Consider the following 17,109-nt stretch of genomic DNA (forward strand, 5'->3'; position numbering starts at 1 on the left):
CCACCGTATCACCGAGAAGTTTCGCGTCTCTGATATCTTGCACGACGCATCATTCCCGCTCAGCTCGACTCGAACCCGGATTCAGTGTCTGGCACCACGATGAATCCTCATCCTCAACTTGTTAAGCTTTGCTCAAGCCCCGCCCCCTTTCGTGCGCCCCGCACACACCGGGCTTATACTAGAATCAACAAGTCACGTGGGCCGCGCTTGGCCCGACAGTTAGGAGGCGCCTCATGTTCTTACCTTTCACGATTACCGGCATCCTGGTTCTCGGCCTGGCCGTGTTCGGCCTGGCGACGCACCGCGGGCGGCTGGCCAAGGTCGCCCTGGCCGTCGGCATGCTGGCGATGATTGCGCCGCTGTTCATCTTCTTCATCATTCCCTGCTAGACCATCAGGCACGCCGCTTCTCCGGCGTGCTTTTTGCTTGCCTGCCATGCAAAAACGCCCACCGCTATCGTCTGCGGTGGGCGTTCGTGGCTACTTGGCCGGTGCGTACTTGGCCACGAAGGCGGCGTAATCGTCGATCACCTGACCGAGGTAGCCCTTGGCCCAGTGCTGGATGGCGGCGTCGAAGTCGTGGTTCATGTAACCGGCCGCGATTGCGGCGGTCGGGCTTTGCGCGTGCGCCATCGCCAGCAGGTAGCCGGTGATGCGGCAGTACGCGGTGAACTGCGGCCAGGTCAGTGCGGCGACGTCGATGGACTCCTTCATGTCGCGGAACTGGCGGACGTAGTAGCTCTTGTCGCCTTGGCTGAACCAGCCGAGGAACGGATCGGAGGCTTTTTGCAAAATCTGCTGGGCGGCGATGATGCGCTGGCCCTCGCTGACCTCGCGCGCGAGGTCCACCTGCACCGGGGCGGTCAGCTCGCGGCGCCGCGGCAGCGCCTCTTTGACCTGCAGCACGAGGTGGGAGCCGCCGAGGCCGGTCAAAAGCACGAGGTAGCAGGACGTCCCGAAGCTGCCGATGCCGACGCTGTGGCGGATGATGTCGGTGGTGTGGTACTGGCTGAGCAGCAGCGCGACGTCCGCGCGCGTGGTCTGCTGGTAGGCGATCATGCCCTTCATCAGCGCAATTTCGGTGCCGGGGTCGACGCGCGCCGAGCGCGGCGGCGCGACCTTGAAGCGCAGCTGGCCGTTTTGGACGGTCGTGTACTTGGCGACGACGGACTCGTTGTCGCGGTTCTGCGCGCGGTCGCTGATGGCCGCCACGAAGTCCAGGTCCGCCGACTCCGGCAGGGCCGCGGCGAGGTCGCGTACGGCGCTTGAGGTGTAAAAACGCGTCAGCGCGCCCTTTTTGAAGGCGTTTTTGAGCGTCTTGCGGTAGGTCTTGGCCACCTTGGCGGCCAGGTGATCCAGGTCGTTTTCCTCGTAGTGGTTCTGGGCGCCGAGCAGGTAAACCGAGGTGAGCAGCCGCTTGACGTCGAACTCGAACGGGTTGGGCGCGGCCTCGTCGAAGTCGTTGAGATCGAACAGCAGGTTGCGCTCGGGCGAGGCGTAGAAGCCGAAGTTCTGCAGGTGCGCGTCGCCGTCGCCCAGCACGCGGATGTCCGACTTGACCTCGTGGCTGAGGTCGTACGCCATCAGCTCGGCCGTGCCGCGGAAAAACGCCGCGGGGCTCTGCGCCATGCGCTGGTGGCGCTTGGGCAACAGCGCGGGAATCAGCTGGGCCTCAATCGCGTCGATGAACGCGACCGGGTCGCGCTGAATCACCGGCCGCCGCCCGAGCGCGGCCAGCGGCACCTGCTCGCGCAGGGCCCGGCCGCGCTCGCGCAGCGCCTCAACGCTGGCAATCCCCTTTTCGCCCCGCAACCGGGTCAGCTCCTGCAACATCTCACTGCGCATCGTCCTGCCTCCTATCTATCTCGCTAACTTCACGCTACCGCAGCGAGGCGGGCGGTGCAAGCGAAAAAGCATCGCAGCCCGGGCTCCGTTGTCAACGCGTCAAGACTGAAGGCGCCGGGCCGAGGCAGAGCCGGAAGCGCCATGCCGGCCGGTCCGGAGCCCGAACGCCTCGCGCCGCTCTGGCCGTCGGGCTCCGAAGTGCAAAAAAGATGAGTCTCGGCTTTACTGCCAAGCGGCAATATTCTTCTCGGCAAACTGTCTGAAGGTTTGTGGCTGTTTGCCCATGACTTGTTCAAAGGTCGCCGTGGTCTGCTTGGCAGTCCCCATGCGCGTCATCATGTAAAGCATCCCCATCACCTTGGAGTATTCGGGATCTAATCCGCGCACATTAATCCAATACTGCTTGGCTAAGCGTGGCGCGGGATCTGCGTACGTAATCGTGCGGCCAAGCACATCACTGAGAATACCTGCCACTTGAACGTAATTCAGCGCCTCTGCCCCAGTGATCGCATAGGCCTGATTGGTGTGCTTTTCTGGATGCATCAACACGGTAGAGGTCAGCTCCCCGACATCTTCTGCATCAATGAAGCTGGTCAGTGCTTGTTTGACTGGCACCACGATGCGATTGAAATACTTGATCTCAAAAGCGTGCACCCCGCTGAGATTTTGCATGAAGAAACTGGGCCGAATATGACAATACGGCAATCCGGCTTGTTCGATATACTTTTCAATTTTATGATGCGGTGGTATTGGGTTATGCTCGATGCCGATCAACGAGAGAAAACTGACCAGCTTAATATGGCCGCCTGCCGCCATCGCTTCGATAAACGGTTGTAAGTCTTCTGGCTTGCCCATATATGGCGGTCGCATTAAAAACACGCGGTCGACACCTTGAAGCGCCGCATCAAAGCTGCTGGGATCACTAAAATCAAAGGCCACGCAGTCAACTTGTTGGCCGAATTGCCCACGCAATTTCTCAACGCTGCGGCCGGCAACTCTGATATCGGCGCCATGCTGCAACGCATACTTGGCCACATACTGACCCACATTGCCTGATGCCCCAGTGATCAAAATCTTACTCATCGCGTTTTGCCTCCAATAGCACTTGATTGGCCAGCGCCAAGCTGTGGATGAGCTGGTCGAATTGCGCATCGCCGAGTTTCGCTTTGATCAACTGCACCGATTGATAATATTGCTGGTACGTCGTCGCCACTAGGGCTCTCGCCTGGTCAGTTGGAACCAAGTATTTTTGCCGCCGATCGGTTTTTGATGGGACTTTTTGCAAATAACCTTGTTTCACCAACGCCGTCGCCATGTTCGTGGCCATGGCCTTGGTGACTTGGAAATAGTCCGCCACTGCCATCGGCGTCGCTTGCGCATCTTTTTGGCATAAGTAGATCAACATGCCCATTTCACTCGAGCGGATCGGTAAATCAACTTTTGCATTAACGTTCAGGCGACAAAACAATGAGATCTGTTCTGAAGCACTAGCTATTTCATCCAAATCGGGTGCCCCCCTTTTTAGTATATCTAATGTCTAGTTTAGTATAGTACATCAGATATACGACTGCAAACAAAAGCCGTGGTCAGCAGCGACCACGGCTTTCCATGCAGATCCTCGAAGAACACGATCGTCAAACTCAGCCAGAAACCTGCCATCAGAGTGTCAATTCGTCGGCGGATCAAAAAAGGCCGGGTTTCCCCGGCCAAGGCCTTGATGGCGGATTAGGCTTTGTTGACGTTGACCGCCTGTGGGCCGCGGTCGCTTTGCTCAACTTCGAACGTTACGGCCTGACCTTCGTCAAGCGTCTTGTAGCCGTCGCCTTGGATGGCAGAGAAGTGAACGAAGACATCAGACCCGTCCTCGCGGGTGATGAAGCCGTAACCTTTTTCTGCGTTGAACCATTTAACTGTGCCGTGTTCCATGAGTGAACTTCCTCCTTGCGCCAAGCGCGAATTGATAATTGCAGCCCTTGATGGCGCGGCCATGTTGAAACTGCCCCGACCGCGCCCATCAAAAAGCACTCCTGAATTCTAACACCATCGGCAAATCCCTTCAAGTTTGGGGCCTTCGTATCAAATTTTTAATATTTGGCGTGCGGTTTCGGCCCAATTCCAGATACTATGTGTCCATGTGCGGCGCGAGCGGCAGAATGGTGGCGTTTTTATTTTTGATTGGTGAGTGCTAGCATTTCCCCGCCAAATCAGCTACGATTAAAGCAATCAAGGGGGGCTCGTCATGAAGAGAATCGCAATCCTACTCGCCAGTCTGTTCGTTCTGGTGGGCTGTTCCGCCAGGGTGTTCGACCAAAAGGCGCAGATGAAAGACGCCACGCAGACCATCCTGACGCAGGTCGCCACGGAGAACAAGGCGCTCGACACGATGACGGACACCGCCACGGCATTCCCCTCCACCTTCCAAAAGGCGTACGCGGCCAACCCGGCCCGCGACTTCAAGAGCACCGGCAGCGTCGCCAAGCTGATCGCCAAGCGCGAGGCCGCGTACCAGAAGCTCGAGACGGCGCAAAAGGCCATCGAGGACGCGACCACGGTGCTGATCAAGGCCCGCACGCAGACCAACGCGAACCTGCCCGCGGCGGCCTTGACCGACGCGCTGAACGGGCTGAAGCTGGCCAAGCTCGACCACAAGACCTACGATGCCTACTACAAGGAGCTGGCCGAGGCGGAAAGCGTGTTTTTCAAGGATGTGTCGGAGGCCGACAGCCAAGACGACATCGACACGGCGCTGACGCGGCTCAACCAGTTCGACAGCACCCTGGCGCAGCAGGCCGAAATCGTCACGGCCAACCTGCAGACGGTGACGGTGCAGGCCCAGGCGCTGGCCAAGGCCATCGCCAAGATGGACTGACGCCACCGACCAACCAGCGCCCCGCTGACACGCGGCGCGTTCGGCCCGGTTGCCACCCGCGCCCAAACATTGAATTCACCACCGCCCCACGCTTGAATGCGCGGGGCTTTTTTGTTAGAGTTAGCAGCGTTTACATTCCGATTAATACTGGAGATTAACGAATGACTACATCCACCTTTCAAGCCCGCCTCGACCGCATCGGGCTGCCCCACCAGATTGTGTGGGGCTTTGTCGGCCTGTTCTTCTTTATCCTCGGCACCTCGATTGAGCAGAGCTGGTTTTCCACCTACCTGATCCACCAAGGCTTCGCCGCGTCCTTCGTCAGCACCGTCTTCACCTGCTACGGGCTGGTGGTCACCGTCGCCGCGTGCCTGAGCGGCGTCGGGACGCGGATGCTCGGCGTGCGCGGCATGATGTGGCTGGGCACCGCGACCTCGCTGGCTGCGACCGTGCCGCTTTTGCTGTGGGCGCTGCCCGCGCACAGCGCCTGGGGGCTGCTCGTGCTCTACGCGCTGCGCGGGGCGGCCTACCCGCTGTTCGCCTACTCCTTCCTGGTGTGGGTCAACTACCGCGCGGCCAAGGCGACGCTCGGCCAGGCGGTGTCTTGGTTCTGGATCTTTTTTGCCCTCGGCTTCGTCATCGTCGGGCCGCTGGTCGCCAACGCCCTGATGCCGCGCATCGGTGAGGTGAACGTGATCTGGAGCGGCCTGCTGTTCGTGCTGCTGGGCGCGGCGCTCGCGCTGCTGATCAACCGCGACCGCCTGGCCAAAAACGCGCCGGACACCAACCTGCTGGAGGTGCTGTGGCAGCAGCTGCGCACCATCGCTGGCAACTGGCGCCTCGGCGTCGGTGTCCTGGTCAAGGGCACCAACGACATCGGCAAGTTCGGCTTCGTCATCGTGGTGCCCGTGTACCTCGCGCACTACGGGTTTTCCCTCAGCGAGTGGCTGATCGCGTGGAGCGTGGCCAACGCCGTCAACATCCCCCTGGACTACCTGTTCGGCTGGATCGGCGACCGCATCGGCTGGCGCAAAACGGTCGTGGCCTTCTCCGGCACCTTCTGCGCGCTGAGCGCGTTCAGCCTGCTCCTGCTGCCGCCGCTGCTGGGCCACAACCAACTGGCCCTGTACCTGCCCCTTTTGGCCTACGCGGTCGGCATGGCCGGCTTCTGCCCGCTGTCGGCAATCATCCCCAGCCTCCTGCCCCACGACCTGGAAACCGGCGTGACGGCGCTAAACCTGGGCTCCGGTCTCAGCAACCTGCTGGGCCCGGCCATCGTCTCGCTGTTCATCGGCATCAGCGCCCAGGCGGTGCTTTTGGTCATCGGCGTGGTCTTCGCCGCGGCGAGCGTGGCGGCCACCGTGCTGAAGCTGCCGGGAGAAGCCTGAACCAGACTGATGCGTGATGCGAACAGCCCCGTGCCGAATTGGCACGGGGCTGTTGTGTTAGTGCCAAGGTGCCGCCACACTCCGCTCTGGTCATCGTCGAGCTCCGAACTGCAACGCGGGAGCGGCTTGCTACGCGAGGTCGTCCCGCTAAGCCCGCGGTTCTCCGCTCTGGTCATCGCCGTGCTCCGCTCTGGGTAACAAAAAGGCCCTCAACCATCTCGGTTGAGGGCCATGCGATGCGGGCAAGAAGACTCGAACTTCCACGGGCGCAATGCCCACAAGATCCTTAATCTTGCGCGTCTACCAGTTCCGCCATGCCCGCATGTGTCATAAGCACAAGAAATAGTATATTAGGTACGCGGACTAATGTCAACGCCTTTCGTAATAATTCTCCCGACATAATCGACATCCCCGGGCAGGAGGCTCGGACTGCCACGCGACACTCCGCCGAATAATTCCGTCACGTTCGCCACTCGCCAAACCCGGCCCGGTCTGCTACAATTTTGGCAAACACGGAGGTGCCGCATGACACACAAGAATTCATCCTACATGATCAGCGTGCTCGGCGTGTTCGGCGCGCTGATCATCCTGCAGGCCTACATTCCGATGATCGGCTACATCCGCATCTTTCCGATGTGGCCGGCCATCTCCACCATCCACCTCACCGTGATCCTCGGCGGCGTGCTGCTCGGCGTGCGCGGCGGCGCGGGGCTCGGGCTTCTGTGGGGCGCCATCAGCCTGATTAAGGCCTACACCGGCGCGACGGACCCGATGACCCTGCTGCTGTTTCAAAACCCGGTGATCGCGATTCTGCCGCGCGTGGCGGTCGGCGTCGTCGCCGCTCTGGTCTTCGCCGCGTTCACCCGCCGCTTCCAGACGCGGCGCGGGGCGCTGATCGGCATGAGCCTCGCCGGCATCTGCGGGGCGCTGACCAACACGCTGCTCGTGATCGGCTTCACCTGGCTGTTTTTCGCCAGCCGGGCCACCGCGGTGGTGCCGGGCGCCAACGCCCAGAACCTCGGGTGGCTGCTGATCATCGCATTCGCCATCAACGCGGTGGCCGAGTCGGCGATGGCCGCGGTGGTCACGCCGATTCTCGGGTCCGTGCTGGGCGACGTCAAGCGCCGTCGCCGGCGCTAGGAGGCTGTCATGATTCGAACTGCTACCGTTGAGGACGCCCCGGCCGTGGCCAACGCCTACTTGGCGCTGACCCGGGAGATGGCGCTGATTTCGCCGCTCACGCTGCGGCCGCTGCGCGAGCCGGACGTCGCGATGTTTCGCGACTACATCCAAGATCCCGCCAGCGCGGTCCTCGTCGCCGTGGAAAACGGCACGCTGCTCGGCTTCGCGCTGGTGGTCACAGCGTCCACGGGTGTGGAGGCCGAGGCCGTCGCCCACCGCTTCGCCTACGTCCCGGCGCTGTATGTCGCGCCCGCGGCCCGGCGCGGCGGCGTCGGCCGCGCGCTGGTCGACGCCGTGACCGCGTGGCAGACCGCCCACGACCTGGAGTTCCTCCAGCTGGACGTGCTCGGCGACAACCTGGCCGCCCGCCAGTTCTACGCGAGCCTGGGCTTCACCACCGCCAACCTGACGCTGCGCCGGCTGCCGTAGCCGCGTCCGCAGCGCCCCGCCAAGCCAAGCCAGCACCGACGCACACACACAAATCAGGCGTCCGGCTCGGATTTTCCACTACGGAAATCCGGGCCGGACGCCTTGTTTTATTAAGTAAACTACTTGCCGTTCGTCGCCACCAGCCGCAGCCGCTGACCGCACTTGCCGCAGCGCAGGCGCCGCAGGTCGATGCGCCGCTTGCGCGGGTATGGCGTGCCGCACCCCGTGCAGACGTACAGGTAGCGCGGCGGCGCGGGCGGCGTCAGCTGCGGCGTGAACCGCAGCCCGCCGACCTGCTGCAGAAGCGCCCGAAAGTCCGCGTCGCGGTGGCGAAACCCGCGGTGGAGCTGGTGCAGGTGGTAGTGGCACAGTTCGTGCTTGATGATGCCCAGGCGCACCGCCTCGTCCCCCGCTTCGAAGACCTTGGGGTTGAACTCGAGGTTCTCGGTCGCCAAAAGCATTCGCCCGCCGGTGGTGCGCAGCCGGTTGTTGAAGCTCGCGCGGTTGGTGAACGGCCGGTGGAACCACTCCGTCGACACCGCCGCCACCAGCGCTTGCAAATCTTGATTCGTCATGTTTGCTCCTATTCTGGCAATGGCCCGCCGATCAACCTGCCCAATCGTGCGAGGAATCCACATCACAGCCCCCACCGCAATGACCGCGTAACCACTGGGCAACCGCCATGTAGGGCGGAGGCGCGCACAGGACACTGCTGGAGGCGGAGGGCCGGGGCGAGCCAGCGTGAAATTGCTGTTAATCGGCGGGCTTTGCCGATTTACAGCAAGGGCGGGTCCTGAGACCGCACTTTGGGCTCAGGAGAGCCCCACGCGTTCCGCCGCCCCGGCCCGGAGCCGGAAGCAGTGCCCTGTTAGCGCCGGAGCCCGGTGTCCTACACGCGCCCCGCTCCGCTCTGGAACGCAAAAAACGGCCGCTCCCGGTCGTTTTTTGGCAGGCGTCTAGCCGAAGTACTGGAGCAGGTCGGCCTGGGTCAGCTTGGCCTTGGCCGCGCGGTCGTAGTCGGCGACGATGCGGCCGGCGTCCAGCACGATCAGGCGGTTGCCGTATTTCAGCGCGTCCTCCAGCTGGTGGGTGATCATCAGGCAGGTCAGCTTCTCGCGCGCGACGATCTGCTCCGTCAGCGCCATGATTGAGGCGCTGGTGTGCGGGTCAAGCGCCGCGGTGTGCTCGTCCAAAAGCAGGAGCTCGGGCTGGCGCATGGTGGCCATCAGGAGGCTCAGCGCCTGGCGCTGGCCGCCCGACAGCTGCTCGGTCGGCTTGTCCAGCGCCTTGTCGAGGCCGTTGCCGGTCTGGGCCGCCAGCTTCTGGAACTCGGGCAGCTGCTGGCGCAGCTTGCGCGAGCCCAGCGTCAGGCGCTGCCCGCGGCGGGTCGCCAGGGCGAGGTTTTCGGCGACGCTCATGCGCGGCGCGGTGCCCATCTTCGGGTCCTGGAACACGCGGGCGATCAGGCGGGCGCGTTTTTCCGGGGCCATGCGGGAAATCTCGGTGCCGGCCAGCGTGATGGTGCCGCCGGCCAGCGGCTTGTCGCCGGTGATCGCGTTGAACAGCGTGGACTTGCCGGCGCCGTTGTTGCCGAGCACGGTGACGAAATCGCCGGGCGCGACGTCAAGCGAGATGTCGGTCAGAAGCGGCCGCACTTCTTCGCCGACCGCGACGTTGACCTGCACGTGACTCAGTTGCAGCTGCACATCAGCCATTGTTGGTCACCCCATTCCTCAGCACCCGGCGAATGCGCAGGCGCGACTCGACTTGCGGCACGGCGATGGCGATGGCCAAAACCACCGCGGAGATCACCTTCAGGTCGTCCGGGGCGAACCCGAGCTTCAGCACAATCAGCAGCACGAAGCGGTACAGCACGCTGCCGAGCACCGTGGCGATCAGGCGCTGGCTCAGGCTGAGCTGGCCGAACACCACCTCGCCGATGATGATTGCGGCCAGGCCGATGACGATGACGCCGATGCCCATGTTCACGTCCGCGTAGCCGTTGTTTTGGGCGATCAGGCCGCCGGACAGGCCGATCAGCCCGTTGCCGAGCATCAGCCCGAGCACCTGCTGGTGGGCCGGGTTGATGCCCAGGCTCCGCGCCATGGTCGGGTTATCCCCGGCGGCGATGAAGCCCTGCCCCAGCTGTGTGTTGAGAAAACCGATTAAGAGCGCGACGACCACGGCGCAGACGATGGCGCCGACCACGACGCTGTCCGAGTACACCGGCAGGGACTTCAGGAACGGCGTGTCGAACAGGTTGCGCTGGTTGAGCAGCGACAGGTTCGCCCGCCCCATCACGCGCAGGTTGATGGAGAACAGCCCGGTCATCACCAGAATGCCGGCCAGAAGCACCGGAATGTGGCCCTTGGTGGACAACAGGCCGGTGGTCAGGCCCGCCAGCATTCCGGCGAGCAGCGCAAGCAGCGTTGCCACCAGCGGGTGAATCCCGTGGGTGATGGCGGACACCGCCACCGCGGCCCCGAAGGGAAACGTACCCTCAACGGTCATGTCCGGGAAATCTAGAATGCGAAACGTCAGGAACAACCCGACGCCCAGCAGGCCGTACAACAGGCCCTGCCCGATGGCGGAAACGCCTAAGCTCATTTGATCACTTCTCCGTTCTTTTCTGCCTTAGTAACCACGCTGTCGGGAATCGTGATGCCCAGCTTCTTGGCCACCTTGAGGTTGACGACCAGGTCGCCGGTGGTTTCGAAGTGGATCGGCGTGGTGGCCGGCTTCTTGCCCTTGAGCGCGGCCGCTACCATTTTACCAGTCGAGACGCCCAGGTGGAACTGGTTCAGGCCGATCGTGGCCAGCCCGCCGTCCTTGACCATCGTGTCAACGGTTGGGAAAACGGGGATCTTCTTGGCGTTGGTCGCGGCGACCAGCGTCTGCATCGCGCTTGCGATGGTGTTGTCGGTCGGGACGAACACGGCGTCGACTTGGCTGGCCATCTCGCCGGCCACCTGGTTCAGGTCGTTAGTGGAGCTGATGCCGAAGTCCTTGACGGTGAAGCCGTACTTGGCGGCCTTTTCATCGACCATCTTGGCCTGCGTCTGCGCGGAGTCGTCGCTGGAGGTGGCGATCACGCCCAGCACCTTGGCCTTGGGCATCAGCTGCCGGATCAGCTTCAGCTGGGCATCGATCGGGGCCTGGTCGGAGACGCCGGTGATGTTGCCACCGGGCTTGGTGTTGCTCTTGACCAGCTTGGCACCCTTGGGATCGGTGATGGCGCCGAGGATGATCGGGGTCTTCTTGGTCGCGTTGGCCAGCGCCTGCGCGGCCGGGGTCGCGATGCCGACGACGACGTCCGCCTTCTCGTTGACGAAGCGCTCGGACATGGTCTTCATGTTGCTCTGATCGTTTTCGGCGTTTTGGAAGTCGATCTTGACGTCCTTGCCGACTTTGTAGCCCTCATCCTTGAGGCCCTTCAGGATGCCCTTGTGAATCTGGTCGAGGGCCGGGTGGCTCATCATCTGCAGGATGCCGACGGTCGGCACCTCTTTTTTGGTCGCCGGCTTGGCGTCGTTGTGGCTGGTGACGGCGTACGCGATGCCGATGAAGGCGAGCAGTGCAACAACGAGTGCAATCATTCTTTTCATGATAATTTTCTCCCTAATGTGTGAGGTTTGTGTTCCAACAAAAAATGGCAGGTCCCCGCAATGCGAAGATCTGCCGAAAAACACAAAAGTCCGCATAGCCCCAGTATATGGGTGTCTATGCGGACAAAATGGAAGCCAACATAGACACAACCTGCGCGTCTGGCAGGTTGTGTCGCGACAACCTACCTACTGTTAGCTTTGCCAGCTCTTGATGACAGTAGATACCTTAGTCATGTCTGCTTCCTCCTCAATCAGTTCTTGTGTCTTACGATAATGCCTGCCGCAAGCGTTGTCAACCCTGGCGGCGAAAAAACTTCTGTTGTGGGTGGGGCCGGGCTACGGCGGGGACGAGATGGCACTTCCGGTCCCGGTTCGGGGCGGCGGAACGCGTGGGGCTCTCTGGAGCCGAAGTGCGGTCTCCAGAACCGCCCTTGCAGTAAGCAGGCCAAAACCGCCTGCTAACTGCAATGTCACGCTGGCTCGCCCCGAACCGGGACCTCCAGCGCCATCGCGTCCGCGCCTCCGCCCTACACAGCAATGCACGGTTATTTGGCGGAGTGGGCAACGCGCGTCAGACGGTCGTAAGCCTTCGAATCGGAGGCCACGATTATCAACAGTTCTCGGCAGTCTTGCCAAGGCCAGGCACAGGAGCGCCAACCGTTCCTCAACTAATCCAACGGTGCATCACCGGTCCATCGACACGTCAGCCAAGAAGTTCCCGCAGCCGCGATGAATGCTGCATCCCGCGCCGAGTCGCCGTCCCCCACTGTGTAGGGCGCCGGCGCCGGCCGGGCGCGGCTGGAGGCGGAGGGCCAGGGCGAGCCAGCGTGACATTGCTGTTAGCTGGCGGACTTGGCCAGCTTACAGCAAGGGCGGGTCCTGAGACCGCACTTCGGGCTCAGGGGAGCCCCACGCGTTCCGCCGCCCTGGCCCGGAGCCGGAAGCCGCGACCTGCCGGCCCCGGTGCCCGGCCACCCCCACCAAAGCTAGATCAGCGCCGAGATCTTTTGCAGGTAGTGCATCAGCTTGTCGGTGGCGACGTCCTGGTCGGCCTCGGCGGCGCTGAAGGCGGCCTCGTCCAGCTGGGCCGGGGCGTTGTGCAGGGAGGTGACCATCGCCTCGCAGCCGGCGACGAACTCGGCGTACGCACCGCACAGCAGCTTGTGGTTGCCCATCAGGCGGGCCGGGGCGGAGACGCCCTGCAGCTTGGTCAAGAAGCCCTGGTACTGGGCGGTGCCCTCCGTGAAGCTCTTCAACGTGTCTTCGTAATCGGCCTCCGCGACGTCGGCGATGGTGCCGGCGACGATTGCGTCCTTGAGCACCTGGAACTTCGGGCTCATCGTCTCCTGCACGGCTTCGGTGTCTTCGATCACCTTGTTGACCAGTTGACCGTAACGGACCATTTTCACTTGATTCTTGTTCATGTTGACCTCCAAAAATAATGCCCCGCGTTGCCGCGGGGCAGTCTAGTTCTAGTTTACTTGTTTTTGCGCAGACGTAAAGCCAATTTCACCAGCTCGACAATCACGATGATCGCAACGCCGGCGCCGAGCACGGTCGCCCACTGGTGCCAGTCGAGGCTGGTCACGTGGAACAGCCCGTTGAAGCCTGGCACGAGGATGGTGACGGCCAAAAGCAGGAAGGACGCGAGGATTGCCCAGTTGAACGCCTTGTTGCGGAAGGCGCCGACGGTGAACAGGCTCTGGTGGATCGACTTGACGTTGAAGGCGTGGAACAGCTGGATCAGGCCCAGCGTCGCGTACGCCATCGTCAGCGCATCGGCGTGGATTGCCGCGCTGCCGGTGTGAACCGGCCAGGTGATGCCGACGAAGTAGACGCCAAGCGTCAGCGCGCCCTCAAGCAGCCCCTGCCAGATCACGGCCTGGCCGACGCCGCCGGAGAAGAAGTTGGACTTGCGGCCGCGCGGCTTTTGCTTCATGATGCCCGGCTCGGTCGGCTCCACCCCAAGCGCGATGGCCGGGAAGGTGTCGGTGACCAGGTTGATCCACAGGATATGCACCGGTGCCAGCAGGTCCCAGCCCAGCATGGTCATCATGAACAGGGTCAAGACCTCGCCCAGGTTGGCCGACAGGAGGTACTGAATGCTTTTTTGAATGTTGGAGAAAACCTTGCGGCCCTCCTCCACGGCCACGACGATGGTCGAGAAGTTGTCGTCGGCCAGGACCATGTCGGACGCGCCCTTGGAGACCTCCGTGCCGGTGATGCCCATGCCGATGCCGATGTCGGCAGCCTTGAGCGCCGGCGCGTCGTTCACGCCGTCGCCGGTCATCGCGACCACCTTGCCGCGCTTCTGCCAGGCGTTGACGATGCGGACCTTGTGCTCCGGCGCCACGCGGGCGTACACGCTGTACTTGGTGACGTTCTTGGCGAACTCCTCATCGGACTGCGCATCGAGCTGCGCGCCGGTGATCACGGCGTCGTCCTCGCCTGCGTCGATGATGCCTAGGCGCACGGCGATGGCCTCGGCGGTGTCCTGGTGGTCACCGGTGATCATCATCGGGCGGATGCCGGCGGCCTTGGCCTCGGCCACCGCCTTGGCGGCTTCCGGCCGCTCCGGGTCGATCATGCCGACCAGGCCGGCGAAGATCAGCTCGTTTTCGACGCTCGCCGAGTCGATGGTGGCCGGCATGGCGTCCACCACCTTGTAGGCCATCATCAACACGCGCAGCGCCTGCTTGGCCATGCCGGTGTTGGCGGCCAAAATGGCGTCGCGGTCGGCGTCTTCGATCGGCGCCACCGCGTCGCCGGTCGCGATCCCGGTCACGCGGCGCAGCAGCTGGTCCGGCGCGCCCTTGGTCGCAACCAGGAAGCGCCCGTCCTCAAGCTGGTGGACGGTGCTCATCAGCTTGCGCTCGGAGTCGAACGGCACCTCGGCGACGCGCGGCGTCGCGGTCAGGGCGGCCGCCAGATCGAAGCCCTGGGTCTGGCCGTAAGCCACCAGCGCCGTTTCGGTTGGGTCGCCGAGCATCACGCCGTCCTCTTGGATTTTGGTGTCGTTGGCGAAGTTCATGATGGTCATCATGCGGTTGCCGCCCTGGATGCCGCTTGCGGCGTCGTGCAGCGCCCCGTCGTAGTAGACCTTCTCGACGGTCATCTTGTTTTGCGTCAGCGTCCCGGTTTTGTCCGAGGCGATGATGTCGGTGGAGCCCAGCGTCTCAACGGCCGGCAGCTTGCGCACCAGGGCGTTTCTCTTGGCCATCTTCTGCGTGCCCAGCGCCAGGATGATGGTGACGATGGCCGGCAGCCCCTCGGGAATCGCGGCCACGGCCAGGGAGATTGCGGTCAAAAACATCTCGGGCAGGCTGGCCGCCTGGCGCCACAGGCCGACGCCGAACACGATGGCCGCGATCACCAGGATCATCAGCGTCAGCGACTTGCCCAGCTGCTTGAGGTTCTCCTGCAGCGGCGTCGTGGTCTCCTCGGCCGCGTTGATCATGCCGGCGATGCGACCGACCTCCGTCTGCATCCCCGTCGCGACCACCACCCCGACCCCGCGGCCGTAGGTGATGTTGGCGTTCATGAAGGCCATGTTGGTGCGGTCGCCGATGCCCACGTCCGTGCCGTCAAGCGGCGCGGTGGTTTTCTCCACCGGCACCGACTCGCCGGTCAAAGCGGACTCCTCGGCCTTCAGGTTGGCGGACTCGAGCAGGCGCAGGTCGGCCGGCACCACGTCGCCGGCCTCCAGCAGCACGATGTCGCCGATCACCAGGTCGGGGCTTGCGATGGTCTCGACGGCGCCGCCGCGGCGCACGTGCGCGTTGGGCGTCGCCATCTCGGCTAAGGCATCGATTGCCTCCTCGGCCTTGCTCTCCTGGAACACGCCGAAGACCGCGTTGAGCAGCACGACGGCCAGGATGATGCCGGCGTCGGCCCACTCGTGGACCACGACGCCGGCCACCAGCGCGGCGACCAGCAGCACAATGATCATGAAGTCCTTGAACTGGGCCAAAAAGCGCTGAACCAGGGTCTTTTTCTCCCCCTTGGCCAGGGCGTTCGGGCCGTTTTGCGCCAGGCGCTCGGCCGCCTGCTGAGGCGTTAGGCCGCGCTTGGGGTCGACGTCAACCGCGGTAAGCACCTCCGCGTCGGTCTGGGCGTACACAGGTCGTTGGGTCAATTGAATTCCTCCTTCGATTGACGGGAGTGGCGGGAAAAAAAGAGACTTACGGCCGCCCAAACAGGCAGGTCATAAGTCTCACAGATTAAGGCAGCGCCAGAATATTCGCCTAGCTGGTGGCACTACCACGGCATTCGCCGCGTGTTACTCCCTTATGTCTATCATCAGTATACCGGCTCAGCCATCGCCTGACAAGCGGCAATTGCGGCCAAGCCGGGCTGCGGCGGGGACGAGATGGCACTTCCGGTCCCGGTTCGGGGCGGCGGAACGCGTGGGGCTCCCGCAAGCCCAAAGCCCGGTCTTGCGACCCGCCCTTGCTGTAAATCGGCACAGACCGCCGATTAACAGCAATGTCACGCTGGCTCGCCCCGAACCGGGACCTCCAGCGCCATCGCGTCCGCGTCTCCGCCCTACACAGTGGTCTCGCCACAGTCTTGGTTCACTATTCGCGCTATGCGCCACAGGACACTGATGTACAGGTATGATCGGACAGTCAGGTCGTGACGCGGTCTTGTGCATATCCTGACCCAGTCGGATTCCACGCAGCCGCATAAGCTCACGCGCTCGCCGTGTAACATCGAGCGCCCGATGGATGGCAACCCGCGATGTAGGGCGACGGCGCGGACGCGCCACTGCTGGAGGCTCCGGGCCAAGGCGAGCCAGCGTGAAATTGCTGTTAGCGGATGGTCTTTGTCCGCTTACAGCAAGGGCGGTTCTGGAGACCGCACTTCGGCTCCAGAGAGCCCCACGCGTTCCGCCGCCTTGGCCCGGAGCCGGAGGCAGTGGCCCGTCCCCGCCGTCGCCCGGCCGCCCCCCTACTTCTTCCAGAAGTCGTCGAAGACGGTGATGGGAAGGTGGCGCTTGTGGGCGGACTTCTTGTACCAGCCCTCGATGGTGGCTGCCGCGTGGGCGGAGACGGTGCGGCCCTCCAGGTAGTCGTCGATGTCCTTGTAGGAGACGCCGAGCGCGACCTCGTCGGGCAGCGCCGGGCGGTCCTCCTCGAGGTCGGCGGTCGGCGCCTTCTGGTAGAGGTGTGCAGGCGCCCCAAGCGTTTTGAGCATCGCGGCGCCCTGCCGCTTGTCCAGGCGGGACAGCGGCGTCAGGTCGGCGCCGCCGTCGCCGAACTTGGTGTAAAAGCCGGTGACGGCCTCGGCCGCGTGGTCGGTGCCGATCACCGCGCCGTTTTGCGCCGCGGCGATCGCGTACTGGGCGATCATGCGGGCGCGCGCCTTGATGTTGCCCTTGTTGAAGTCGGTGACGGTGATGCCGGTCGCGGTGACCGCGGCCACTATCGCGTCGACCGAGGCCTTGATGTTCACGCGGACCGTGTCGTCGGCCTTCATGAAGGCGATCGCCGCCATCGCGTCGGCCTCGTCCGCCTGCTCACCGTACGGCAGCCGCACCGCGATGAAGCGGTAGCCGTCGTCGCCGGTTTCCGCCCGCAGCTCGGTCATCGCGATCTCGGCCAGCGTGCCCGCCAAAGTCGAGTCCTGGCCGCCGGAGATGCCCAGCACGTAGGTCTTGAGGAACGGGTAGTGCTGGATGTACGCCTTGAGGAAGTCCACGCTGCGGCGAATTTCCGCCTGCGGGTCGATGGTCGGCGCCACGCCCAGTGCCTTGATGATTGCTTCTTGTGTTGAACTCATGTGTTGCCTCC

16 protein-coding genes and 1 tRNA gene are annotated in these 17,109 nt (G+C 63.2%); 5 read left to right on the forward strand and 12 right to left on the reverse strand.

Translation table 11 applies throughout. The features are described 5' to 3' along the window. The first annotated feature begins 233 nt into the window (after window positions 1–233). Window positions 234–389 (forward strand): hypothetical protein, encoded by a 156-nt coding sequence (locus LE416_RS06805; protein WP_225047704.1) that lies wholly within the window; start codon window positions 234–236, stop codon window positions 387–389. Window positions 390–479: 90 nt separating this feature from the next. Here the strand turns inward: LE416_RS06805 and LE416_RS06810 are convergent, their stop codons facing one another. The 4 genes from LE416_RS06810 to LE416_RS06825 form a co-directional block, all read right to left on the reverse strand. After that, window positions 480–1,844 carry a DUF2252 domain-containing protein gene (locus LE416_RS06810; RefSeq protein WP_225047705.1) on the reverse strand — a complete coding sequence of 455 codons (1,365 nt, stop codon included), beginning with the start codon at window positions 1,842–1,844 and terminating at the stop codon, window positions 480–482. 222 nt (window positions 1,845–2,066) lie between these two features. Beyond that, entirely contained in the window at window positions 2,067–2,927 is an 861-nt protein-coding gene (locus LE416_RS06815) for an NmrA family NAD(P)-binding protein (protein ID WP_225047706.1), read from the reverse strand. After that, a complete protein-coding gene (locus tag LE416_RS06820; protein WP_225047707.1) occupies window positions 2,920–3,348 on the reverse strand; it encodes a MarR family winged helix-turn-helix transcriptional regulator in 429 nt (142 codons plus the stop codon). The genes LE416_RS06815 and LE416_RS06820 overlap by 8 nt, the downstream gene beginning before the upstream one ends. Before the next feature lie 221 nt (window positions 3,349–3,569). Next, on the reverse strand, window positions 3,570–3,770 hold the full coding sequence (locus LE416_RS06825; protein ID WP_225047708.1) for a cold-shock protein: 201 nt from the start codon (window positions 3,768–3,770) through the stop codon (window positions 3,570–3,572). Window positions 3,771–4,083: 313 nt separating this feature from the next. Between LE416_RS06825 and LE416_RS06830 the strand changes: the two genes are divergently transcribed. Both LE416_RS06830 and LE416_RS06835 read left to right on the forward strand, forming a co-directional pair. Continuing rightward, window positions 4,084–4,713, forward strand: coding sequence for a 23S rRNA (guanine(1835)-N(2))-methyltransferase RlmG (locus tag LE416_RS06830; protein ID WP_225047709.1), 630 nt, complete (start codon window positions 4,084–4,086; stop codon window positions 4,711–4,713). A gap of 161 nt (window positions 4,714–4,874) precedes the next feature. Further along, complete coding sequence (locus tag LE416_RS06835) at window positions 4,875–6,101, forward strand: MFS transporter (RefSeq protein ID WP_225047710.1); 1,227 nt, start codon at window positions 4,875–4,877, stop codon at window positions 6,099–6,101. Window positions 6,102–6,338: 237 nt separating this feature from the next. Here LE416_RS06835 and LE416_RS06840 read toward each other — a convergent pair. Continuing rightward, window positions 6,339–6,423, reverse strand: a tRNA-Leu gene (locus tag LE416_RS06840). A gap of 203 nt (window positions 6,424–6,626) precedes the next feature. Here LE416_RS06840 and LE416_RS06845 point away from each other — a divergent pair. Together LE416_RS06845 and LE416_RS06850 are read left to right on the forward strand one after the other, a co-directional pair. Next, complete coding sequence (locus LE416_RS06845; RefSeq protein ID WP_225047711.1) at window positions 6,627–7,241, forward strand: ECF transporter S component; 615 nt, start codon at window positions 6,627–6,629, stop codon at window positions 7,239–7,241. Window positions 7,242–7,250: 9 nt separating this feature from the next. Beyond that, the gene (locus tag LE416_RS06850) at window positions 7,251–7,712 is read left to right on the forward strand and encodes a GNAT family N-acetyltransferase (RefSeq protein ID WP_225047712.1); all 462 of its coding nucleotides are present in this window, start codon (window positions 7,251–7,253) and stop codon (window positions 7,710–7,712) included. A gap of 119 nt (window positions 7,713–7,831) precedes the next feature. On the opposite strand, the gene LE416_RS06855 is transcribed toward LE416_RS06850, so the two are convergent. The 7 genes from LE416_RS06855 to nadE all read right to left on the reverse strand — a co-directional run bounded on the left by LE416_RS06855 (window position 7,832) and on the right by nadE (window position 17,098). Further along, window positions 7,832–8,287 carry a SprT family protein gene (locus tag LE416_RS06855; RefSeq protein WP_225047713.1) on the reverse strand — a complete coding sequence of 152 codons (456 nt, stop codon included), beginning with the start codon at window positions 8,285–8,287 and terminating at the stop codon, window positions 7,832–7,834. 381 nt (window positions 8,288–8,668) lie between these two features. Then, entirely contained in the window at window positions 8,669–9,427 is a 759-nt protein-coding gene (locus LE416_RS06860; protein ID WP_225047714.1) for an ABC transporter ATP-binding protein, read from the reverse strand. Then, complete coding sequence (locus LE416_RS06865; RefSeq protein WP_225047715.1) at window positions 9,420–10,319, reverse strand: ABC transporter permease; 900 nt, start codon at window positions 10,317–10,319, stop codon at window positions 9,420–9,422. The genes LE416_RS06860 and LE416_RS06865 overlap by 8 nt, the downstream gene beginning before the upstream one ends. After that, complete coding sequence (gene trpX / locus LE416_RS06870; protein WP_225047716.1) at window positions 10,316–11,317, reverse strand: tryptophan ABC transporter substrate-binding protein; 1,002 nt, start codon at window positions 11,315–11,317, stop codon at window positions 10,316–10,318. Before trpX ends, LE416_RS06865 begins: the two co-directional genes overlap by 4 nt. A gap of 986 nt (window positions 11,318–12,303) precedes the next feature. Next, window positions 12,304–12,741, reverse strand: a complete 438-nt coding sequence (locus LE416_RS06875) for a hypothetical protein (protein WP_225047717.1) — start codon at window positions 12,739–12,741, stop codon at window positions 12,304–12,306. Window positions 12,742–12,794: 53 nt separating this feature from the next. Then, complete coding sequence (locus tag LE416_RS06880) at window positions 12,795–15,452, reverse strand: cation-translocating P-type ATPase (protein ID WP_241864933.1); 2,658 nt, start codon at window positions 15,450–15,452, stop codon at window positions 12,795–12,797. 815 nt (window positions 15,453–16,267) lie between these two features. Continuing rightward, window positions 16,268–17,098: an ammonia-dependent NAD(+) synthetase gene (gene nadE, locus LE416_RS06885; RefSeq protein ID WP_225047718.1), complete on the reverse strand. Its 831-nt coding sequence runs from the start codon at window positions 17,096–17,098 to the stop codon at window positions 16,268–16,270. Between the last annotated feature and the right edge of the window lie 11 nt (window positions 17,099–17,109).

Source organism: Lacticaseibacillus kribbianus (genome assembly GCF_020180945.1).
Taxonomy (GTDB): Bacteria; Bacillota; Bacilli; order Lactobacillales; family Lactobacillaceae; genus Lacticaseibacillus; species Lacticaseibacillus kribbianus.

What these genes read in the sequence shown, in the direction of transcription:
- LE416_RS06805 (WP_225047704.1), top strand. Translation starts at nt 234, where the DNA reads ATGTTCTTACCTTTCACGATTACCGGCATCCTGGTTCTCGGCCTGGCC.
- LE416_RS06810 (WP_225047705.1), bottom strand. Translation starts at nt 1,844, where the DNA reads ATGCGCAGTGAGATGTTGCAGGAGCTGACCCGGTTGCGGGGCGAAAAG.
- LE416_RS06815 (WP_225047706.1), bottom strand. Translation starts at nt 2,927, where the DNA reads ATGAGTAAGATTTTGATCACTGGGGCATCAGGCAATGTGGGTCAGTAT.
- LE416_RS06825 (WP_225047708.1), bottom strand. Translation starts at nt 3,770, where the DNA reads ATGGAACACGGCACAGTTAAATGGTTCAACGCAGAAAAAGGTTACGGC.
- LE416_RS06830 (WP_225047709.1), top strand. Translation starts at nt 4,084, where the DNA reads ATGAAGAGAATCGCAATCCTACTCGCCAGTCTGTTCGTTCTGGTGGGC.
- LE416_RS06835 (WP_225047710.1), top strand. Translation starts at nt 4,875, where the DNA reads ATGACTACATCCACCTTTCAAGCCCGCCTCGACCGCATCGGGCTGCCC.
- LE416_RS06845 (WP_225047711.1), top strand. Translation starts at nt 6,627, where the DNA reads ATGACACACAAGAATTCATCCTACATGATCAGCGTGCTCGGCGTGTTC.
- LE416_RS06850 (WP_225047712.1), top strand. Translation starts at nt 7,251, where the DNA reads ATGATTCGAACTGCTACCGTTGAGGACGCCCCGGCCGTGGCCAACGCC.
- LE416_RS06855 (WP_225047713.1), bottom strand. Translation starts at nt 8,287, where the DNA reads ATGACGAATCAAGATTTGCAAGCGCTGGTGGCGGCGGTGTCGACGGAG.
- LE416_RS06860 (WP_225047714.1), bottom strand. Translation starts at nt 9,427, where the DNA reads ATGGCTGATGTGCAGCTGCAACTGAGTCACGTGCAGGTCAACGTCGCG.
- LE416_RS06865 (WP_225047715.1), bottom strand. Translation starts at nt 10,319, where the DNA reads ATGAGCTTAGGCGTTTCCGCCATCGGGCAGGGCCTGTTGTACGGCCTG.
- trpX (WP_225047716.1), bottom strand. Translation starts at nt 11,317, where the DNA reads ATGAAAAGAATGATTGCACTCGTTGTTGCACTGCTCGCCTTCATCGGC.
- LE416_RS06875 (WP_225047717.1), bottom strand. Translation starts at nt 12,741, where the DNA reads ATGAACAAGAATCAAGTGAAAATGGTCCGTTACGGTCAACTGGTCAAC.
- nadE (WP_225047718.1), bottom strand. Translation starts at nt 17,098, where the DNA reads ATGAGTTCAACACAAGAAGCAATCATCAAGGCACTGGGCGTGGCGCCG.